The sequence below is a fragment of the Pseudomonas reactans genome, assembly GCF_013385825.1.
Lineage (GTDB): Bacteria > Pseudomonadota > Gammaproteobacteria > Pseudomonadales > Pseudomonadaceae > Aquipseudomonas > Aquipseudomonas reactans.
The window spans coordinates 1-16,687 of the sequence record NZ_JACAPG010000002.1; the positions used below are offsets into that span (position 1 = coordinate 1).

A 16,687-nucleotide genomic window follows, 5' to 3' on the forward strand; every position below is an offset into this window, starting at 1 on the left:
TACATAACTCATTGTTTATCAATGAGTTTTCCGTTTCGACTGCGCCGGAAGTGGGGCGAATTATAGACATCCAGAATCTGCCGTCAATGCCTTTCTTCATATTTCTGTCATATAAGTCAGAAAAGCCCCAAAAACGCGAAAGCCGGCCCCAAGGGGCCGGCTTTCAGCTTGCCTTAAGACAAGCTGGGGAACGCAAACTGCGACGCTTCATGGCTGGCCCGCTGCGGCCAGCGCTGGGTGATCGCCTTGCGACGGGTATAGAAACGCACCCCATCCGGTCCATACGCATGCAGGTCACCAAACAGAGAACGCTTCCAACCACCAAAGCTGTGATAGGCCACCGGTACCGGCAGAGGAACGTTCACGCCGACCATGCCCACTTCAATCTCGTCACAGAACAGACGCGCCGCTTCACCATCACGGGTAAAGATACAGGTGCCGTTGCCATATTCGTGATCATTGATCAGCTGCATCGCCGCTTCCAGGCTATTCACCCGAACCACGCACAGCACTGGCCCAAAGATCTCTTCCTTATAGATGCGCATCTCTGGCGTCACACGGTCGAACAGGCTGCCACCAAGGAAGAAACCCTCTTCATGCCCGGCAACACTCAAGCCACGACCATCAACCACCAACTTGGCACCCGCTGCCACACCGTCCTCTATATAGCCACTGACTTTGTCACGGGCCTGTCCTGTCACCAGCGGTCCCATATCCAGGCCGCAGGAGGTGCCCGCGCCGATCTTCAGCGCCTTGACCTGAGGCACCAGCTTGGCAATCAACGCATCCGCCACTTGGTCCCCCACGCACACGGCGACCGAGATGGCCATGCAGCGCTCGCCACAAGAACCATAAGCAGCGCCCATCAGCGCGCTGACTGCGTTATCCAAATCCGCATCCGGCATCAACACCGCATGGTTCTTCGCACCGCCCAGTGCCTGCACGCGCTTGCCACGCTTGGTCGCTTCGGAATAGATGTACTCGGCAATCGGCGTCGACCCCACGAAACTCAACGCTTTCACTTCCGGCGCTTCAATCAGCGCATCCACTGCGCCCTTGTCGCCATGTACCACGCTCAACACGCCTTTGGGCAGACCGGCTTCCTGCAGCAGCTGTGCGATCAACAGCGTCGAGCTCGGATCACGCTCCGATGGTTTCAGGATGAAACAGTTGCCGCAGACAATCGCCAGCGGATACATCCACAAAGGCACCATCGCCGGGAAGTTGAACGGTGTAATGCCAGCGACTACGCCCAGTGGTTGGAAATCCGACCAGGCATCAATATTCGGCCCTACGTTACGGCTGTACTCGCCTTTCAGAATTTCCGGCGCAGAGCACGCGTACTCGACGTTTTCGATCCCCCGCTTCAGCTCACCCGCGGCATCTTCCAGGGTCTTGCCATGCTCTTCGCTGATCAACTGCGAGATACGCGCTTCGTTCTGCTCCAGCAATTGCTTGAAACGAAACATCACCTGGGCACGCTTGGCCGCTGGAGTATTACGCCAGGCCGGGAACGCCGCCTTGGCCGAGTCGATTGCCTGTTGAATGGTTTCACGGCTGGCCAACGGCACTTGGTGGATCACCTGGCCGGTGGACGGGTTGTACACGTCGGCACTGCGACCGCTGTCGTTGACCAACTCACCGTTGATCAAATGCTGGATAAGGCTCATGCAGAGCTCCTGAAAAGTTGTTCTATATAGAAGGAGAAATCAGTCGATCTTGTTCAGCACTTCGCCGACCGCATCGAACAGGCGATCCAGGTCCTGCGGCTTGCTGTTGAAGGTTGGCCCGAACTGCAAGGTGTCACCGCCAAAGCGCACGTAGAAGCCGGCTTTCCACAAAGCCATACCGGCCTCGAATGGACGCACGATCGCATCGCCGTCACGCGGGGCGATCTGGATCGCGCCGGCCAGGCCGTAGTTGCGGATGTCGATCACGTTCTTGCTGCCCTTCAGGCCATGCAGCGCATTCTCAAAGTGCGGTGCGACTTCGGCGACGCTCTGCACCAGGTTTTCCTTCTGCAACAGGTCCAATGCCGCCAAGCCAGCCGCACAAGCGACCGGGTGCGCCGAGTAGGTGTAGCCGTGGGGGAATTCCACCGCGTACTCAGGCGTCGCCTGGTTCATGAAGGTCTGATAGATCTCGCTACTGGCAATCACCGCGCCCATCGGGATCGCGCCGTTGGTGACTTGCTTGGCGATGCACATCAGGTCCGGGGTCACGCCGAAGCTGTCGGCGCCGAACATCGAACCGGTACGGCCAAAGCCGGTGATCACTTCGTCAAACACCAGCAGGATGTTGTGTTGATCGCAAATCTCACGCAGACGCTTGAGGTAGCCCTGAGGCGGCACCAGCACGCCCGCAGAGCCGGCCATTGGTTCGACAAATACTGCGGCGATGTTCGATGCGTCATGCAGCTCGATCAGCTTGAGCAGCTCATCCGCCAGCGCGATACCGCCCTGCTCCGGCATGCCACGGGAAAAAGCATTGCTTGCCAGCAAGGTGTGCGGCAGATGGTCAACGTCCATCATCGCCTGACCAAACATCTTACGGTTGCCGTTAACGCCGCCCAGGCTGGTGCCAGCAATGTTCACACCGTGGTAACCGCGAGCGCGACCGATCATTTTGGTCTTGGTCGCCTGGCCCTTCAGGCGCCAGTAGGCCCGCACCATCTTCACCGCGGTATCGGCACACTCGGAGCCGGAGTCGGTGAAAAACACATGGTTCAGGTTGCCAGGGGTCAGGTCAGTGATCTTTTCCGCCAGTTGGAAGGACAGCGGATGACCGTATTGGAAGCCCGGCGAGTAGTCCAGAGTGCCCAATTGCTTGGCCACCGCGTCCTGGATTTCCTTACGGGTATGCCCGGCGCCACAGGTCCACAGGCCTGACAACGAGTCGTACACCTTGCGTCCCTTGTCGTCAGTCAACCAGCTACCCTCGGCCGCCACGATCAGGCGCGGGTCACGCTGGAAGTTACGGTTGGCGGTGTAAGGCATCCAGTGCGCGTCCAGCTTCAATTGGCTGGCCAGGGACGATGGGGCGTTTTCGGGCATGTTCATCAGCAAAACCTCGCAGGGCAAAAGGCAGCGTCGGGATTGAAAAGCGTTGTTGCAGCTAAATTGCCACGGCGATAAAGTCGGTGAAATTCAACTCTTCTAACCTTCAGTCAGGCCTTCACTAAACTATGAGCAGCCGTAGACCCGATCCCCTGGCCCAAGTAAGCGACTTCGATATCCGCCTGTTGCGCATCTTTCGCAGCGTGGTCGAATGCGGTGGCTTCTCGGCAGCGGAAACCGTGCTGGGCATCGGGCGCTCGGCGATCAGCCAGCAAATGAGCGATCTCGAACAACGCCTCGGATTAAGACTGTGCCAACGCGGCCGCGCCGGTTTCTCGCTGACTGAAGAGGGGCGTGAGGTCTACCAATCCGCCCTGCAATTATTAAGTGCCCTGGAAAGCTTTCGCACCGAGGTCAACGGCTTGCACCAGCACTTGCGCGGCGAGTTGATCATCGGCCTCACCGACAACCTCGTCACCTTGCCCCACATGCGCATCACCCACGCGCTTGCCCAGTTGAAGGAGCGCGGCCCGGATGTACAGATCCAGATCCGCATGATCGCCCCCAACGAAGTCGAGCAAGGCGTACTCGATGGTCGCCTGCACGTGGGCGTGGTGCCTCAGGCCAGCGCGCTGTCGGGGTTGGAATACCAGCCGTTGTACAGTGAGCGTTCACTGCTCTACTGCGCGGTGGGTCACCCGCTGTTTTACGCCGACAACAAGCAGTTGGACGACGCACGCATCGATGCCCAAGACGCGATCGCCCCAACCTTCCGCCTGCCAGCCGAGATCCAGGCCCATTACCAGGCGCTCAACTGCACCGCGAGCGCTTCGGACCGCGAAGGCATGGCCTTCCTGATTCTCACCGGCCGCTACATCGGCTACCTGCCCGACCATTACGCCAGCCTGTGGGTACAACAAGGCCGACTGCGTGCGCTGAAACCGACTACACGTTTTTACGATTTAAGCCTCGCATCGGTCACGCGCAAAGGCCGACGCCCCCATTTGGTGCTGGAAAGTTTCCTGGAAAGTCTCGCGGCAACCCGCTAACTCGGCCTCGCAGCTAAAAGCTGAGCAATTGGACAGCTTTTTGCAATAACCCAAGGACATAGACCTTGAGTTTGCCCGCCATGCCACCAGAAGCGTTCAACAGCAGCGACCTGATCTACGGCCTCAACGACCGCCCAAAACCCGCCCCGGCTTTTCTCGCCGCACTGCAACATGTGCTCGCGGCATTTGTCGGCATCATCACCCCGCCGCTGATCATCGGTTCCACCCTGGGCCTCACTGCCCATTTGCCCTACCTGATCAGCATGGCGTTGATGGTCTCCGGCGTAGGCACCTTCATTCAGGCGCGTAGGCCATTTGGAATCGGCGCCGGGATGATCTGCCTGCAAGGCACCAGCTTTGCCTTCCTCGGTGCAGTGCTATCAGCCGGATTCTTGGTGAAACAACGCGGCGGCAGCCCGGAAGACATCATGGCGATGATCTTCGGCGTGTGCTTTTTCGGCGCTGTGGTGCAGATTGTGCTGAGTCGGTTTATCGGACAACTGCGCCGAGTCATCACGCCTCTGGTGACCGGGATTGTCATCACCCTGATCGGCATCAGCTTGATCAAGGTCGGTATCACTGACCTCGGCGGCGGTTTCAACGCCCCCGACTTCGGCGCTCCCACCAACCTGGCACTGGGCGTGTTCGTCGTTTTGACGATCATTCTGCTCAACCGCTCTAACACACCTTGGGTACGCCTCTCGGCGATCATCATCGGCTTGGCCCTCGGCAGTCTTGCCGCCTGGTTCAGCGGCAAACTCGTGCCTCAAGCCCTGCCCGAACTCCCTCTGGTCAGCTTGCCCATTCCGTTTCGCTTCGGTTTCAACTTCGACTGGAGTGCTTTCCTGCCCATTGCGCTGATTTATCTGATCAGCAGCATCGAAACCGTCGGCGACCTCACCGCCAACTGCATGATCGCCCGCCAGCCCATTAGCGGCCCTTCCTATATAAGCCGGCTTAAAGGTGGCGTACTCGGCGATGGCGTGAGCTGCATGATCGCCGCCACGTTCAGCGCTTTCCCCAACACTACCTTTGCGCAGAACAACGGCGTGATCCAACTTACCGGCGTGGCCAGCCGTTACGTCGGCCTATACATCGGCGTGGTGCTGTTTTGCCTCGGCTTGTTTCCTTTGATTGGCGCGGTATTGCAACAAATCCCCAAGCCAGTATTGGGCGGCGCCACCCTGGTGATGTTCGGCAGTGTGGCCGCCGCCGGCGTGCGCATCCTCGCCCAAGCACCGTTGGACCGACGCAGCATGCTGATCATCGCCACCTCGTTTGGCGTCGGCCTGGGCGTCGCCGCGCAACCGAACCTGCTGCACCTGATGCCGACGCTGGTACAGAACCTCTTCGACTCCGCCATCACCAGCGGCGGGTTGACCGCCATTATTCTGTGCCTGTTATTGCCCGAAGCCAAAGCAACCTCCACTGCCGCAAACCACGCTCCGGAAAGCGACACACTGGAATCGCTTTGACGGTTTTATTGCATCAGGACTTGTCTGAGGCTTGAGGGTGGGTTATCTGTGCACACGTCGTCTCTATCGATCAGCACGGAAACCTCCATGAGCCTCGAAGTTCCTGCCCACAGCAACCACGCCGGTAAGCCCGCCAGCCGCATTCGGCAAAAGAACGAACAAGCCATTCTGCAGGCTGCTGAAGATGAGTTCGCACGCCATGGCTACAAAGGCACCAGCATGAACACCATTGCTGCCAGTGCCGGGTTGCCCAAGGCCAACTTGCATTACTACTTCACCAATAAGCTGGGCCTGTACATTGCGGTGCTCAGCAACATCCTCGAACTGTGGGACAGCACCTTCAACACGCTGACCGCCGAAGATGACCCGGCCGTGGCGCTCACTCGCTACATTCGCACCAAGATGGAGTTTTCGCGCCGCCAACCCCAGGCCTCGCGGATTTTCGCGATGGAAATCATCAGCGGCGGTGAATGCCTGACCGAATATTTCAGCCAGGACTACCGCGCCTGGTTCAGTGGCCGTGCGGCGGTGTTCCAGGCCTGGATTGACGCTGGCAAGATGGACCCGATCGACCCGGTGCACCTGATTTTCCTGCTGTGGGGCAGCACCCAGCACTATGCCGACTTCGCCACCCAGATCTGTCGCGTCACCGGTCGAACCAAGCTGACCAAGCAAGACATGGAAGACGCCGGCACCAACCTGATCCACATCATTCTCAAAGGCTGTGGCGTCAAGCCCGCCCTATAAACGAAGCGACTTATGCCTTTCACGCTTACCGGTCTTTGCGAGTTTCACGAAGAAATCCGCAAAAGCCGCTTTATCACCCTCGCCGCCCCCATCACCAGCCCGCAAGACGCCCAGACGTTTTTCGCGCAGCACAGCGACCTGAACGCCACGCACAACTGCTGGGCCTGGAAGCTCGCGGATCAATACCGCAGCAATGATGATGGCGAACCCGGAGGTACCGCTGGCCGACCGATCCTGGCGGCCATCGAAGCACAAGGTTTCGATCAGGTCGCGGTGCTGGTCATCCGCTGGTACGGCGGCATCCAGTTGGGCACCGGTGGCCTCGCCCGCGCGTATGGCGGCGGCGCGAACAAATGCCTACAAACCGCCGAACGCATTGAGCTCATCAGCCGCGTGCCGTTGAACTGCGCATGCGGTTTCTCGGAATTGAACCTGGTGAAACTGCGCGTCGCCGAACTGGGCGGACTGGTAGTAGAAGAATCTTTCACCGCCAACGGCGTCGAGCTACAACTCGCCTTGGGCGAAGCCCATATCGATACCCTGCAAATTCAACTCGCCGACCTTAGCCGTGGGCGTATCCTGCTACAACGCTGAACACCCTGAACCGCGACTCTTAAAGGAAGCTTTTCATGTCTACGCCAAAAACCGCATTGATCATCGGCGCCTCGCGCGGGCTGGGCCTTGGGCTGGTCAAGCAACTGTTGCAGGACGGTTGGGACGTGACCGCCACCGTGCGTGATCCGAGCAAAGCCGATGCCCTGAAAGCCGTAGGCCCGGTACAGATCGAAAAACTTGATATGGACGACCAGCAAGCCGTGATCGCCCTGAGCCAACGCCTGAAGGATCGGACCTTCGATCTGTTGTTCGTCAACGCCGGCGTCAAAGGCCCCGCCAATCAAGAGCCGGGCCACGCCACCTTGGCAGAGGTCGGCCAACTGTTCTTCACCAACGCCGTGGCGCCGATCAACCTGGCCCAGCGCTTTGTCGGGCAGATCCGCAAGGACAGCGGCGTATTGGCGTTCATGAGTTCGGTACTGGGCAGCGTGACCATCCCCGACGGCTCCGACCTGGCGTTGTACAAAGCCAGCAAGGCGGCACTCAACTCCATAACCAACAGCTTCATCACCCAATTGGGCGACCATAAGTTGACCGTGCTGTCACTGCACCCAGGCTGGGTGAAGACCGACATGGGCGGTGAAAACGCACACATCGACGTCGACACCAGCGTGCGCGGCCTGGTGGACCAGGTGAACGCCTACACCGGCAAAGGCGGCCATCATTTCATCGATTACAAAGGCGACACCATCGCTTGGTAAATTAGCCCCTGTGGGAGCGGGCTTGCCCGCGAAAAATGCCAAGGCACCGCGTTAATCCAGAAAGCTCGCGTTATTGTTGACGTTTTTCGCGAGCAAGCTCGCTCCTACAGAGGTAGACTCATCACCTCGCCTTCACCGGCGACCCTGGATCAGCAGACAGGGCAACACTGAGCTGGCAAACCTGAACCCATCATTCAGAGGAGCCGGCCAATGCCTGCGACCCGTATCTGGTTAAAAAACCCCCTCGCGATTTTCACGGCCAACGGCCTCGACGCCCGTGGCGGCCTGGTGCTGCAAGACGGTGTGATCACCGAAGTGCTGGCCCAAGGCCAAGAACCCGCGCTGCCCTGCGCCCAAGTGTTCGAGGCGCGTGAGCATGTGGTCTTGCCGGGGCTGATCAACACTCACCACCACTTTTATCAAACCCTGACTCGCGCCTGGGCGCCGGTGGTCAATCAGCCATTGTTTCCCTGGTTGAAAACCCTATACCCGGTCTGGGCAAGACTCACCCCGGAAAAGCTCGCTCTGGCCAGCAAAGTCGCATTGGCCGAATTGCTGCTCTCGGGCTGCACCACAGCGGCGGACCACCACTACTTGTTCCCCGACGGCCTGGAAAACGCCATCGACGTACAAGTGGAAAGCGTCCGCGAGTTGGGCATGCGCGCCATGCTCACCCGTGGTTCCATGAGTTTGGGTGAAGCCGACGGCGGCCTGCCACCGCAACAGACGGTGCAGCAGGGCCAAGTCATCCTTGAAGACAGTCAGCGTCTGATCCGCGAATACCACCAGCGTGGTGACGGCGCGCAAATCCAGATCGCCCTGGCGCCCTGCTCACCGTTTTCCGTCACCCCGGAAATCATGGAAGCCAGCGCCGAACTGGCCAACCGCCTGGATGTACGCCTGCACACCCACCTGGCCGAAACCCTCGACGAAGAAGATTTCTGCCTGCAGCGCTTCGGCCTGCGCACCGTGGATTACCTCGACAGCGTCGGCTGGCTCGGCCCACGTACCTGGCTCGCGCATGGCATTCACTTCAATCCGGATGAAATCGCGCGCCTGGGCGCCGCCGGCACCGGCATCTGCCATTGCCCAAGCTCGAACATGCGCCTGGCGTCCGGCATCTGCCCGACCCTGGACCTGCTCGCGGCCGGCGCGCCTATCGGCCTGGGTGTGGACGGTTCCGCGTCCAACGACGCGTCGAATATGATCCTTGAAGCGCGCCAGGCTTTGTACATCCAGCGCCTGCGTTACGGCGCGGAAAAGATCACCCCGGAAGGCGTGCTGGGCTGGGCAACCAAAGGCTCGGCGCAGTTGCTGGGCCGTACGGATATTGGTGAATTGGCCGTCGGAAAACAGGCCGACCTGGCGCTGTTCAAGCTCGACGAGCTGCGCTTCTCCGGCAGCCACGATCCGATCTCGGCGCTGCTGTTGTGCGGCGCCGATCGTGCGGACCGGGTGATGATTGCAGGCAAATGGCGCGTGATCGACGGCCAGGTCGAAGGCCTGGACCTGAAAGGCCTGATCGCCGATCACACCCAGGCCGCGCGGCAGTTGATCGCTGGCTGATTACAACCCCAACAGCGACAGCATGATAAAGGTCGCAAACAGCACGAAATGGGTCATCCCTTCGATGGCGTTGGTTTCGCCATCGTTGAGGTTGATCGCGCTGACGATCAGCGTGATAAACACCATCACCGTTTGTACCGGCGTCATCGCCATCTGGAACGGTTGGCCGGTGTAGAGCGCCATCGCCTCCATCACCGGTACCGTCAAGATCACCGTCGACAGCGAAGCACCCAACGCAATGTTGACCACCGATTGCATGCGGTTGGCCAACGCGGCGCGCAATGCCGTCAGGATTTCCGGCGCCGCTGAAATCGCCGCGACCACAATCGCCGTAATCACCGGCGGCGCTCCCGTACCCTCCAAGCCTAGATCCAGCGTCTTGGACATCACCTCCGCCAATGCGCCGATCACAATCACCCCAAATATCAGGGTGCCAATGGAAAACGCCAGGTTGACCGGAGGGGCCTCCTGTTCTTCCGGCTGTTTCTTGCGGCGTTTTTCCGGGTAGCTGTAGCTGAAGAAGTAACTGTGCGGCCCCACCTGCATGCGCAGAAACAGGGTGTACAACACCACCATCGCGCCAATGGTGAAGGCCGAGTAGATTTTCCAGTCGGCTTCGGGGATGAATTCCGGCACCACCATCGACACGCCCATGGCGGTGAGGATCATCACGCTGTAGGTGCGGGCCGAATCATCGTTGTAGGACTGCTCGCCATGCTTGATGCCGCCCATCAACGCGGCCAGGCCGAGGATGCCGTTGATATCGAGCATCACCGCCGAATAAATGGTGTCCCGTACCAGGGTGGGCGAAGGCTCGTTGCTCATCATGATCGCCAGGATCACCACTTCCACCAGCACGGCGGCGAGGGTGAGGATCATGGTGCCGTAGGGGTCGCCGACCTTTTCCGCCAGTTGCTCGGCATGGTGGGCCACGCGCATCGACGCCACCACGATAAAGCCGATCAGCACCACGCCGGCCAGCAACGCCGTGATCTGCCCGCTGTGCAGCATCCAGTGCTCCAACGGGTAGGCGGCGATGGCGGCAATCAGCGCCAGCAGCATGAATTTTTCTTGCTTGAGGGATGTGAGCATTCCGGGCCTTTTAGTGCGGCAAATCAGTCATTGATGGGGTACAGACTGCGTCACGCCGCTAACGTTTCGTTACACCTTAGTTCACGCGGCCCTTGCGCGAATGCAACGAAAACGATCCTGCTGGTCAGGTTTTGCCGATTATTTCGGCCATGGCCTGTAGAATGCCGCCATTGCACCTGATGAGAATTTAGAAAATGTACGATTGGCTCAACGCCCTGCCCAAGGCTGAACTGCACCTGCACCTGGAAGGCTCGCTGGAGCCAGAGTTGCTGTTCGCCCTGGCCGAGCGCAACAAGATCGCGCTGCCGTGGAACGACGTCGAAACCCTGCGCAAGGCCTACGCCTTCAACAACCTGCAAGAGTTTCTCGACCTGTATTACAAGGGCGCCGATGTGCTGCGCACCTCCCAGGACTTCTACGACCTGACCTGGGCCTACCTGCTGCGTTGCAAAGAGCAGAACGTGATTCACACCGAACCCTTCTTCGATCCGCAGACCCACACCGACCGTGGCATCCCGTTCGAAGTGGTGCTCAACGGCATCGCCGCCGCATTGAAAGATGGCGAGCAACAACTGGGTATCACCAGCGGCTTGATCCTCAGCTTCCTGCGCCACCTGAGCGAAGCTGAAGCCGAGAAAACCCTGGACCAAGCTCTGCCATTCCGCGACGCGTTCGTGGCCGTGGGCCTGGACAGCTCGGAAATGGGTCACCCACCGAGCAAGTTCCAGCGCGTGTTCGACCGTGCCCGCCACGAAGGTTTCCTCACCGTGGCCCACGCCGGCGAAGAAGGCCCGCCCGAGTACATCTGGGAAGCCATTGACCTGCTGAAGATCCAGCGCATCGACCATGGCGTGCGCGCCATCGAAGACGAGCGCCTGATGCAGCGCATCATCGACGAGCAGATCCCGCTGACCGTGTGCCCGTTGTCCAACACCAAGCTGTGCGTGTTCGATGACATGGCCCAGCACAACATCCTCGACATGCTTGAGCGTGGCGTGAAGGTGACGGTGAACTCGGATGACCCGGCCTACTTCGGCGGTTATGTCACCGAAAATTTCCACGCGCTGTACACCTCGCTGGGCATGACCCAGGACCAGGCCAAACGCCTGGCGCAGAACAGCTTGGATGCGCGGCTTGTAAAGCCATAACGGTGTAAAGAACAATTGGCCAGGTCAGGCAGACCTGGCCAATCGAGTGATTTCCCTATGCCCTACGGCGTTGACCCGTAACGCCTGGGACTCATTGATCACGCTGATCCAGTTCGACTGCAGAAAGAGTTGCAACAACCCCGCACCCAACGCCCCCCCCAAATGAGGTTGGTGCTGGCTCCAGTCGAAACAATTACACACCAGCGGCGACGCCAGGGCTTGGGTAAAAATCCCAAGGCTTGCCAGGCGCTGTGCGCCCTTGACCGTGATATCGGCACGCTGCTCATAGCGTTCTATCCAACCCGCCTCCAGCAGATGCTGGTACAACTGAGCGCCCAATTCCCCACCGAGGTGGCCATGGCACAACCGCGCATGGCGTAACAGCGCTGGAGCGACCAACGCCGGCGGCAGAGACTCCGGCGCCCGGCGTGCGGCGCACGCCATGGTGGTCCTGGCCAAGGCGTCAATGGCGGCACTGACATCAGGCGCCGCGACACGGAACAAACGCTTGCCGCGCCTGGCTTCCACTTGCAGCACACCACTTGCCGTCAGTCGCGCCAGATGCGCGTTGGCGGATGTCGGTGACAACCCGGCAAGCGCCGCCAACTCGACGGGTGACTTGGCCGAGCCATCCATCAAGGCCCACAGCATGGCAGTACGTTTGGGCTCGGCGAGCAAACTGGCGATCTGACTGATGCAAGGTGCAGCTTCCATCTTTTCACTCCCTGTCGATTTATTTTTCTGCTGAGGTAGGCACCAAAGTATAGGGGCGCAAACCACCGGCTCCATGGCGTCTGACAGCGTAGAGAGGGACAGGATCTGAGTGAAATTTCCGACTTTGATGGAGTCCGTTATGTTGTGCCGGATCGCTCTGGCAATTGGGCGGTCAATGTCGCACAGCGAGACACAAGCATTTCCCGCAGCAGGTTGATGGGTTTGCTCAATTGCGCGCGGTGCGCGCACAGCAGATTGAGCGGTGTACGCTCACCGCGCAGCTCCGGCAGGATAAGGCGCAAGCGCCCGGCCAGTACGTCGGTACTCACATCCAGCCAGGACTTGTAGGCAATGCCCACCCCCGCCACCGCCCAGCGCCGGACCACGTCGGCATCGTCACTGAAGCGGTCGCCGGTGACGGTCAGGCTGATTTCGCGTTTACCGTCGTTAAAGCTCCAGTGGTCGTGGACCCGGCTGCCGAGCATGTACAGCAAGCAATTGTGCTGGGCCAACTGCTCCAGGTGCCGAGGCTCGCCATAACGTGCGAGATAGCTGGGAGAGGCACACAGCACACGCACATTGTCTGGGGCAATGGGCAGCGCAATCAGGCTGGAGTCTTCAGGCTCACCATAACGCAAGGCGATATCCACTGGCTGGCGGAACAGATCGGCAATCCGGTCGCCGAGCAATAGCCGCACGGTGAGTTGTGGGTAGTCACGCTGGAACTCATCCAACCACGGCAATAACTGATTGCGCCCGAAATCCGACGGGGCCGACAACTGCAGCACACCACTGACATGATCCTGCCCACTGGCCAATAAGCGTCGCCCCTCATCCAGCGAACTCAAGGCAGCACGGGCATATTCCAGGAAGCCCTCACCTTCGGCGGTCAGGCGCAGGCTGCGAGTCGAGCGCGCCAGCAAACGCGTACCCAGTTGCTGTTCGATGCGTTTGAGCGCCGCACTCGCCACTGCGGGCGACAGGTCCATCACCCGTGCCGCAGCCGACAGGCTACCCAAGTCTGCCGCCCGCACAAACAACTGCAAATCATCAAAACGCAGCATGCTCTTCCGCTCATTATCAAAGTTTTGTTGAAACAGACTGCAGTTTTAGCGGGTTTTATCTGCGCGGGAAATAGCCAATCATCTGTGCATCCCGTTCCTCACGTGTCTGGAGTTGATTATGTCCACCGCCTTTAACGTCATCGCCACGCTGATCGCCAAACCTGGCCAACAGGCCACCCTGGAAACTTTGCTGCGCGGTCTGTTGGAACCCACGCGCCTGGAAGCCGGTTGCGAGCAGTACGACTTGCACCAGGATCTGCAACACCCCGAAACCTTCTACATGCTCGAACGCTGGAGCGACGACGCGGCGCTGGCCGACCACGACCAGAGCGCACATATCCAGGGCTTTCGCGCCAAGGCCGCGGATGTGCTCGAACACTTCGAGCTCAAGCGCCTGAAATTTCTCGCCTGATCCTCACCATTTTTCTGTAGGAGCGAGCTTGCTCGCGAAAATCGTCAACGAAAACGCTGCATGCCTGGTTTAACGCGGCGCCCTTGAGTCTTTCGCGAGCAAGCTCGCTCCTACAGTCGATTACCCTTGTCTTATGGAGCCATCATGAAAGCCATTGCTTACTACGCCTCGCTGCCGATCAACGATCCAAACGCCCTGCAAGACATCGAACTACCCGCACCTGTCGCAGGCCCGCGTGACGTGTTGGTGGAAGTCAAAGCCATCTCGGTCAACCCGGTGGACACCAAGGTGCGCCAGAACGTCGCCCCGGAAAATGGCGCCGCCAAGGTACTGGGCTGGGACGTGGCCGGTGTGGTCAAGGCCGTCGGCAACGACGTGACACTGTTCAAGGTCGGAGACAAGGTGTTTTACGCGGGTTCCCTGGTGCGTCCGGGCGGCAACAGCGAATTGCACACGGTGGATGAGCGCATCGTCGGGCATATGCCGAAGAGCCTGGGTTTTGCCGAAGCCGCCGCGTTGCCGCTGACCGCCATCACCGCCTGGGAATTGCTGTTCGAACGCCTGCAAGTGCGCGAAGGTCATCAGGACGAAGGCCAGAGCCTGTTGATCGTCGGTGCCGCCGGTGGCGTGGGGTCGATCCTGACTCAACTGGCCAGCCAACTTACCGCCTTGAAAGTAATCGGCACCGCCTCACGCCCGGAAACCCAAGCGTGGACCAAAGCCCTCGGCGCCGACCTGGTGATCGACCACAGCCAACCGCTCAGCGAAGCACTGAAAGCTGCCGGCCACCCGCAGGTGACCCACGTCGCCAGCCTGACCCAGACCGATCACCATCTGGACCAGTTGGTCGAAGCCCTGCAACCCCAGGGCAAGCTCGCGCTGATCGACGATCCCAAGGCGCTGGACGTCAGCAAGCTCAAGCGCAAGAGCCTGTCGCTGCATTGGGAGTTCATGTACACGCGCTCAATGTTCGAGACCCCGGACATGATCGAACAGCACCACCTACTCAATCGCGTGGCCGAACTGATTGACGCCGGCACCCTGAAAACCACCGTGGGTGAGCATTTCGGCGTGATCAATGCGGCAAACCTGCGGCGTGCCCATGCGCTGCTGGAAAGCGGCAAGGCCAAGGGCAAGATCGTGCTGGAAGGTTTCTGAAAAAATAGCTGTCAGGGTCGTCCATTATTCATGTGAGTAATGGACGACACCGCTAGTCAGAGAGTTGACCTTTGTCATATTTGTGAGCGTATTCGGGTTTATATTGGCCGCCTTTGCCACGATTCTTTTACGTGAGGAAGTCAGCAATGAAAATCCTGATAAAAGCGTTAGCAAAATCCGCAGGCAATAAATGGCAGGTCCGTCTCGACCAGGACGCCTTCACCTTCCGCACCGAAGCCGAGGCCCGCGCCTTTGCCGATACCCTGCAAGCCCGTATCCAGGCGCCCCACCGTTTTCCAAGCAGCCAGCAACGTTCTGCTGCTGGCTGATCCGCTGTTCAGACCTGCGCCTGCAAGGCCCGTTTGCGTTGCAGGCGCTGGGTCGACATCGCAATCGTCACCGCCAACACACCGCACAAGCTGATGACCATCGCCATCGGCATCGCCGTGCCATCGTGCAAAATCCCGACCAACGACGCCGCCCCCGCCGCCACGCCAAACTGAATGCACCCCAGCAACGCCGAAGCGCTACCGGCCCGTGCACCCTGCCCGCTCATGGCACAGGCCGAGGTATTCGGCAAAATGCAGCCCAAGCTGGCGATGCAGATAAACAGCGGCACCAGTAATGGCCACAGCGCATCGGTGCGCAACGCCGCGATACCGAGCAAGCTCAACGCTGCCAGCAGATAAACCCACACACTGCGCGACAACAGGAACGCCGGGCCACGCTTGGACAGCAATCGCGCATTCAACTGCGCCACCAGGATAAAGCCCGCGGCATTGGAGCCGAACAGCCAGCCGTAATGCTCGGCGGGCACACCATAGAGTTGAATGAAGACAAAAGGTGAACCGGCGATGTAGGCAAACATTCCGGCGATCGAGATGCCGCCGGTGAGCGCATAGCCCAGGTAAACCCGGTCCGACAACAGCGCCGCATAGCGACGCAGCGACCCGGACAACGGCTGGCGCGGCTGATGGGCCGGGAAGGTTTCCGGCAGCCCGACCGCCACGGCGATGGCCGCCATGACGCTGAAGATCGACAGGGCGAGGAAAATCGACTGCCAGCCCCATATTCCCACCATCAGCCCGCCCGCCAGCGGTGCAAGGATCGGCGCCAGACCGGTGACCAGCATCAACTGGGAAAACACTTTGGCCGAGCCGACCGCGTCGCATTTGTCACTGACCACCGCGCGGGAAATCACCATGCCGGCGCAGCCACCCAACGCCTGCACAAAACGCGCGCCGATCAGCCATTCCAGCGACGGCGCAAAGGCGCAGGCAAATGAAGCCAGGGTAAACAGGGTGACACCACTGAGCAGCGGGCCGCGTCGACCAAAGCGGTCGGCCAGTGGGCCATAGATCAGTTGGCCGATGGCCAGGCCGCCGAAATACACCGCCAGGGTCAGCTGGATGTGTTTTTCATCCGTGGCGAAGGCCTTGGCCATGGCCGGGAAGCCGGGCAGGTAAAAATCGATCGCCAGCGGCGCAAAGGCGCTCAAGGCACCCAGAATCAGGATTATGCGGAGGTTCATCGGGCACCCAAGTGAGACGGCAGCCCGATAGTCTAGCCGCGCTTGGGTGCGTTGAACACGATAGCTCGCTAACTATTTACCCGTATCAGGCAAGCTTGGCGCTGTAGCCCTCTTCGGTGATCGCCTCGATCACTTGCTCGGCAGACAAACGGCTTTCGACGCCCACTTCCTTCGCGGCCAAGTCGACTTTCACACTGGCCGCCGGATCCTGGCTCTGCACTGCCTGGGTCACCGCTCGAACGCAGTGGCCACAGGTCATTCCTTCAACGCTGAATACTTGCATGACATGACTCCTTTGATGAGGTTGGACCCAGTCTCGACCTTGCCACGATGGCAAGGTCAAGTTCCGGAAATTTCTG

Annotated in this window: 17 protein-coding genes; 10 read left to right on the forward strand and 7 right to left on the reverse strand. The window is 59.8% G+C overall.

Annotated elements, in window-relative coordinates; translation table 11 throughout:
* Positions 1-173 precede the first annotated feature (173 nt).
* The gene (locus HX868_RS00090; protein WP_095014569.1) at positions 174-1,670 is read right to left on the reverse strand and encodes a CoA-acylating methylmalonate-semialdehyde dehydrogenase; all 1,497 of its coding nucleotides are present in this window, start codon (positions 1,668-1,670) and stop codon (positions 174-176) included.
* A gap of 39 nt (positions 1,671-1,709) precedes the next feature.
* On the reverse strand, positions 1,710-3,059 hold the full coding sequence (gene aptA / locus HX868_RS00095) for an omega-aminotransferase AptA (protein ID WP_177001495.1): 1,350 nt from the start codon (positions 3,057-3,059) through the stop codon (positions 1,710-1,712).
* Positions 3,060-3,184: 125 nt separating this feature from the next.
* On the opposite strand from aptA, the gene HX868_RS00100 reads away from it, so the two are divergent.
* The 6 genes from HX868_RS00100 to HX868_RS00125 all read left to right on the forward strand — a co-directional run bounded on the left by HX868_RS00100 (position 3,185) and on the right by HX868_RS00125 (position 9,209).
* The gene (locus HX868_RS00100) at positions 3,185-4,105 is read left to right on the forward strand and encodes a LysR family transcriptional regulator (protein WP_016977051.1); all 921 of its coding nucleotides are present in this window, start codon (positions 3,185-3,187) and stop codon (positions 4,103-4,105) included.
* An 80-nt stretch (positions 4,106-4,185) separates the two neighbouring features.
* On the forward strand, positions 4,186-5,580 hold the full coding sequence (locus tag HX868_RS00105) for a uracil-xanthine permease family protein (protein ID WP_177001874.1): 1,395 nt from the start codon (positions 4,186-4,188) through the stop codon (positions 5,578-5,580).
* An 87-nt stretch (positions 5,581-5,667) separates the two neighbouring features.
* Entirely contained in the window at positions 5,668-6,327 is a 660-nt protein-coding gene (locus HX868_RS00110) for a TetR/AcrR family transcriptional regulator (protein WP_016977049.1), read from the forward strand.
* A gap of 12 nt (positions 6,328-6,339) precedes the next feature.
* Positions 6,340-6,921 (forward strand): IMPACT family protein, encoded by a 582-nt coding sequence (locus HX868_RS00115; RefSeq protein ID WP_177001496.1) that lies wholly within the window; start codon positions 6,340-6,342, stop codon positions 6,919-6,921.
* 35 nt (positions 6,922-6,956) lie between these two features.
* On the forward strand, positions 6,957-7,643 hold the full coding sequence (locus tag HX868_RS00120; RefSeq protein WP_177001497.1) for an SDR family oxidoreductase: 687 nt from the start codon (positions 6,957-6,959) through the stop codon (positions 7,641-7,643).
* Positions 7,644-7,853: 210 nt separating this feature from the next.
* On the forward strand, positions 7,854-9,209 hold the full coding sequence (locus HX868_RS00125; protein WP_177001498.1) for an 8-oxoguanine deaminase: 1,356 nt from the start codon (positions 7,854-7,856) through the stop codon (positions 9,207-9,209).
* Here HX868_RS00125 and HX868_RS00130 read toward each other — a convergent pair whose 3' ends face one another.
* Positions 9,210-10,301 (reverse strand): calcium:cation antiporter, encoded by a 1,092-nt coding sequence (locus HX868_RS00130; protein ID WP_177001499.1) that lies wholly within the window; start codon positions 10,299-10,301, stop codon positions 9,210-9,212.
* Positions 10,302-10,495: 194 nt separating this feature from the next.
* On the opposite strand from HX868_RS00130, the gene HX868_RS00135 reads away from it, so the two are divergent.
* Positions 10,496-11,449 (forward strand): adenosine deaminase, encoded by a 954-nt coding sequence (locus HX868_RS00135; protein ID WP_012722045.1) that lies wholly within the window; start codon positions 10,496-10,498, stop codon positions 11,447-11,449.
* Positions 11,450-11,473: 24 nt separating this feature from the next.
* Here the strand turns inward: HX868_RS00135 and HX868_RS00140 are convergent, their stop codons facing one another.
* Together HX868_RS00140 and HX868_RS00145 are read right to left on the reverse strand one after the other, a co-directional pair.
* Entirely contained in the window at positions 11,474-12,163 is a 690-nt protein-coding gene (locus HX868_RS00140; protein WP_016977043.1) for an ArsR/SmtB family transcription factor, read from the reverse strand.
* Between the two features lie 137 nt (positions 12,164-12,300).
* Positions 12,301-13,227: a LysR family transcriptional regulator gene (locus tag HX868_RS00145; RefSeq protein ID WP_177001500.1), complete on the reverse strand. Its 927-nt coding sequence runs from the start codon at positions 13,225-13,227 to the stop codon at positions 12,301-12,303.
* Between the two features lie 118 nt (positions 13,228-13,345).
* On the opposite strand from HX868_RS00145, the gene HX868_RS00150 reads away from it, so the two are divergent.
* From HX868_RS00150 to HX868_RS00160, 3 genes are all read left to right on the forward strand, one after another.
* Positions 13,346-13,639 carry a putative quinol monooxygenase gene (locus HX868_RS00150; RefSeq protein WP_177001501.1) on the forward strand — a complete coding sequence of 98 codons (294 nt, stop codon included), beginning with the start codon at positions 13,346-13,348 and terminating at the stop codon, positions 13,637-13,639.
* Between the two features lie 144 nt (positions 13,640-13,783).
* Positions 13,784-14,797, forward strand: coding sequence for a zinc-binding alcohol dehydrogenase family protein (locus HX868_RS00155; RefSeq protein WP_177001502.1), 1,014 nt, complete (start codon positions 13,784-13,786; stop codon positions 14,795-14,797).
* A 146-nt stretch (positions 14,798-14,943) separates the two neighbouring features.
* The gene (locus tag HX868_RS00160; protein WP_016977039.1) at positions 14,944-15,126 is read left to right on the forward strand and encodes a hypothetical protein; all 183 of its coding nucleotides are present in this window, start codon (positions 14,944-14,946) and stop codon (positions 15,124-15,126) included.
* 8 nt (positions 15,127-15,134) lie between these two features.
* On the opposite strand, the gene HX868_RS00165 is transcribed toward HX868_RS00160, so the two are convergent.
* Positions 15,135-16,328 (reverse strand): multidrug effflux MFS transporter, encoded by a 1,194-nt coding sequence (locus HX868_RS00165; protein ID WP_177001503.1) that lies wholly within the window; start codon positions 16,326-16,328, stop codon positions 15,135-15,137.
* Between the two features lie 85 nt (positions 16,329-16,413).
* Positions 16,414-16,611 carry a heavy-metal-associated domain-containing protein gene (locus HX868_RS00170; protein ID WP_016977037.1) on the reverse strand — a complete coding sequence of 66 codons (198 nt, stop codon included), beginning with the start codon at positions 16,609-16,611 and terminating at the stop codon, positions 16,414-16,416.
* Positions 16,612-16,687: the final 76 nt, after the last annotated feature.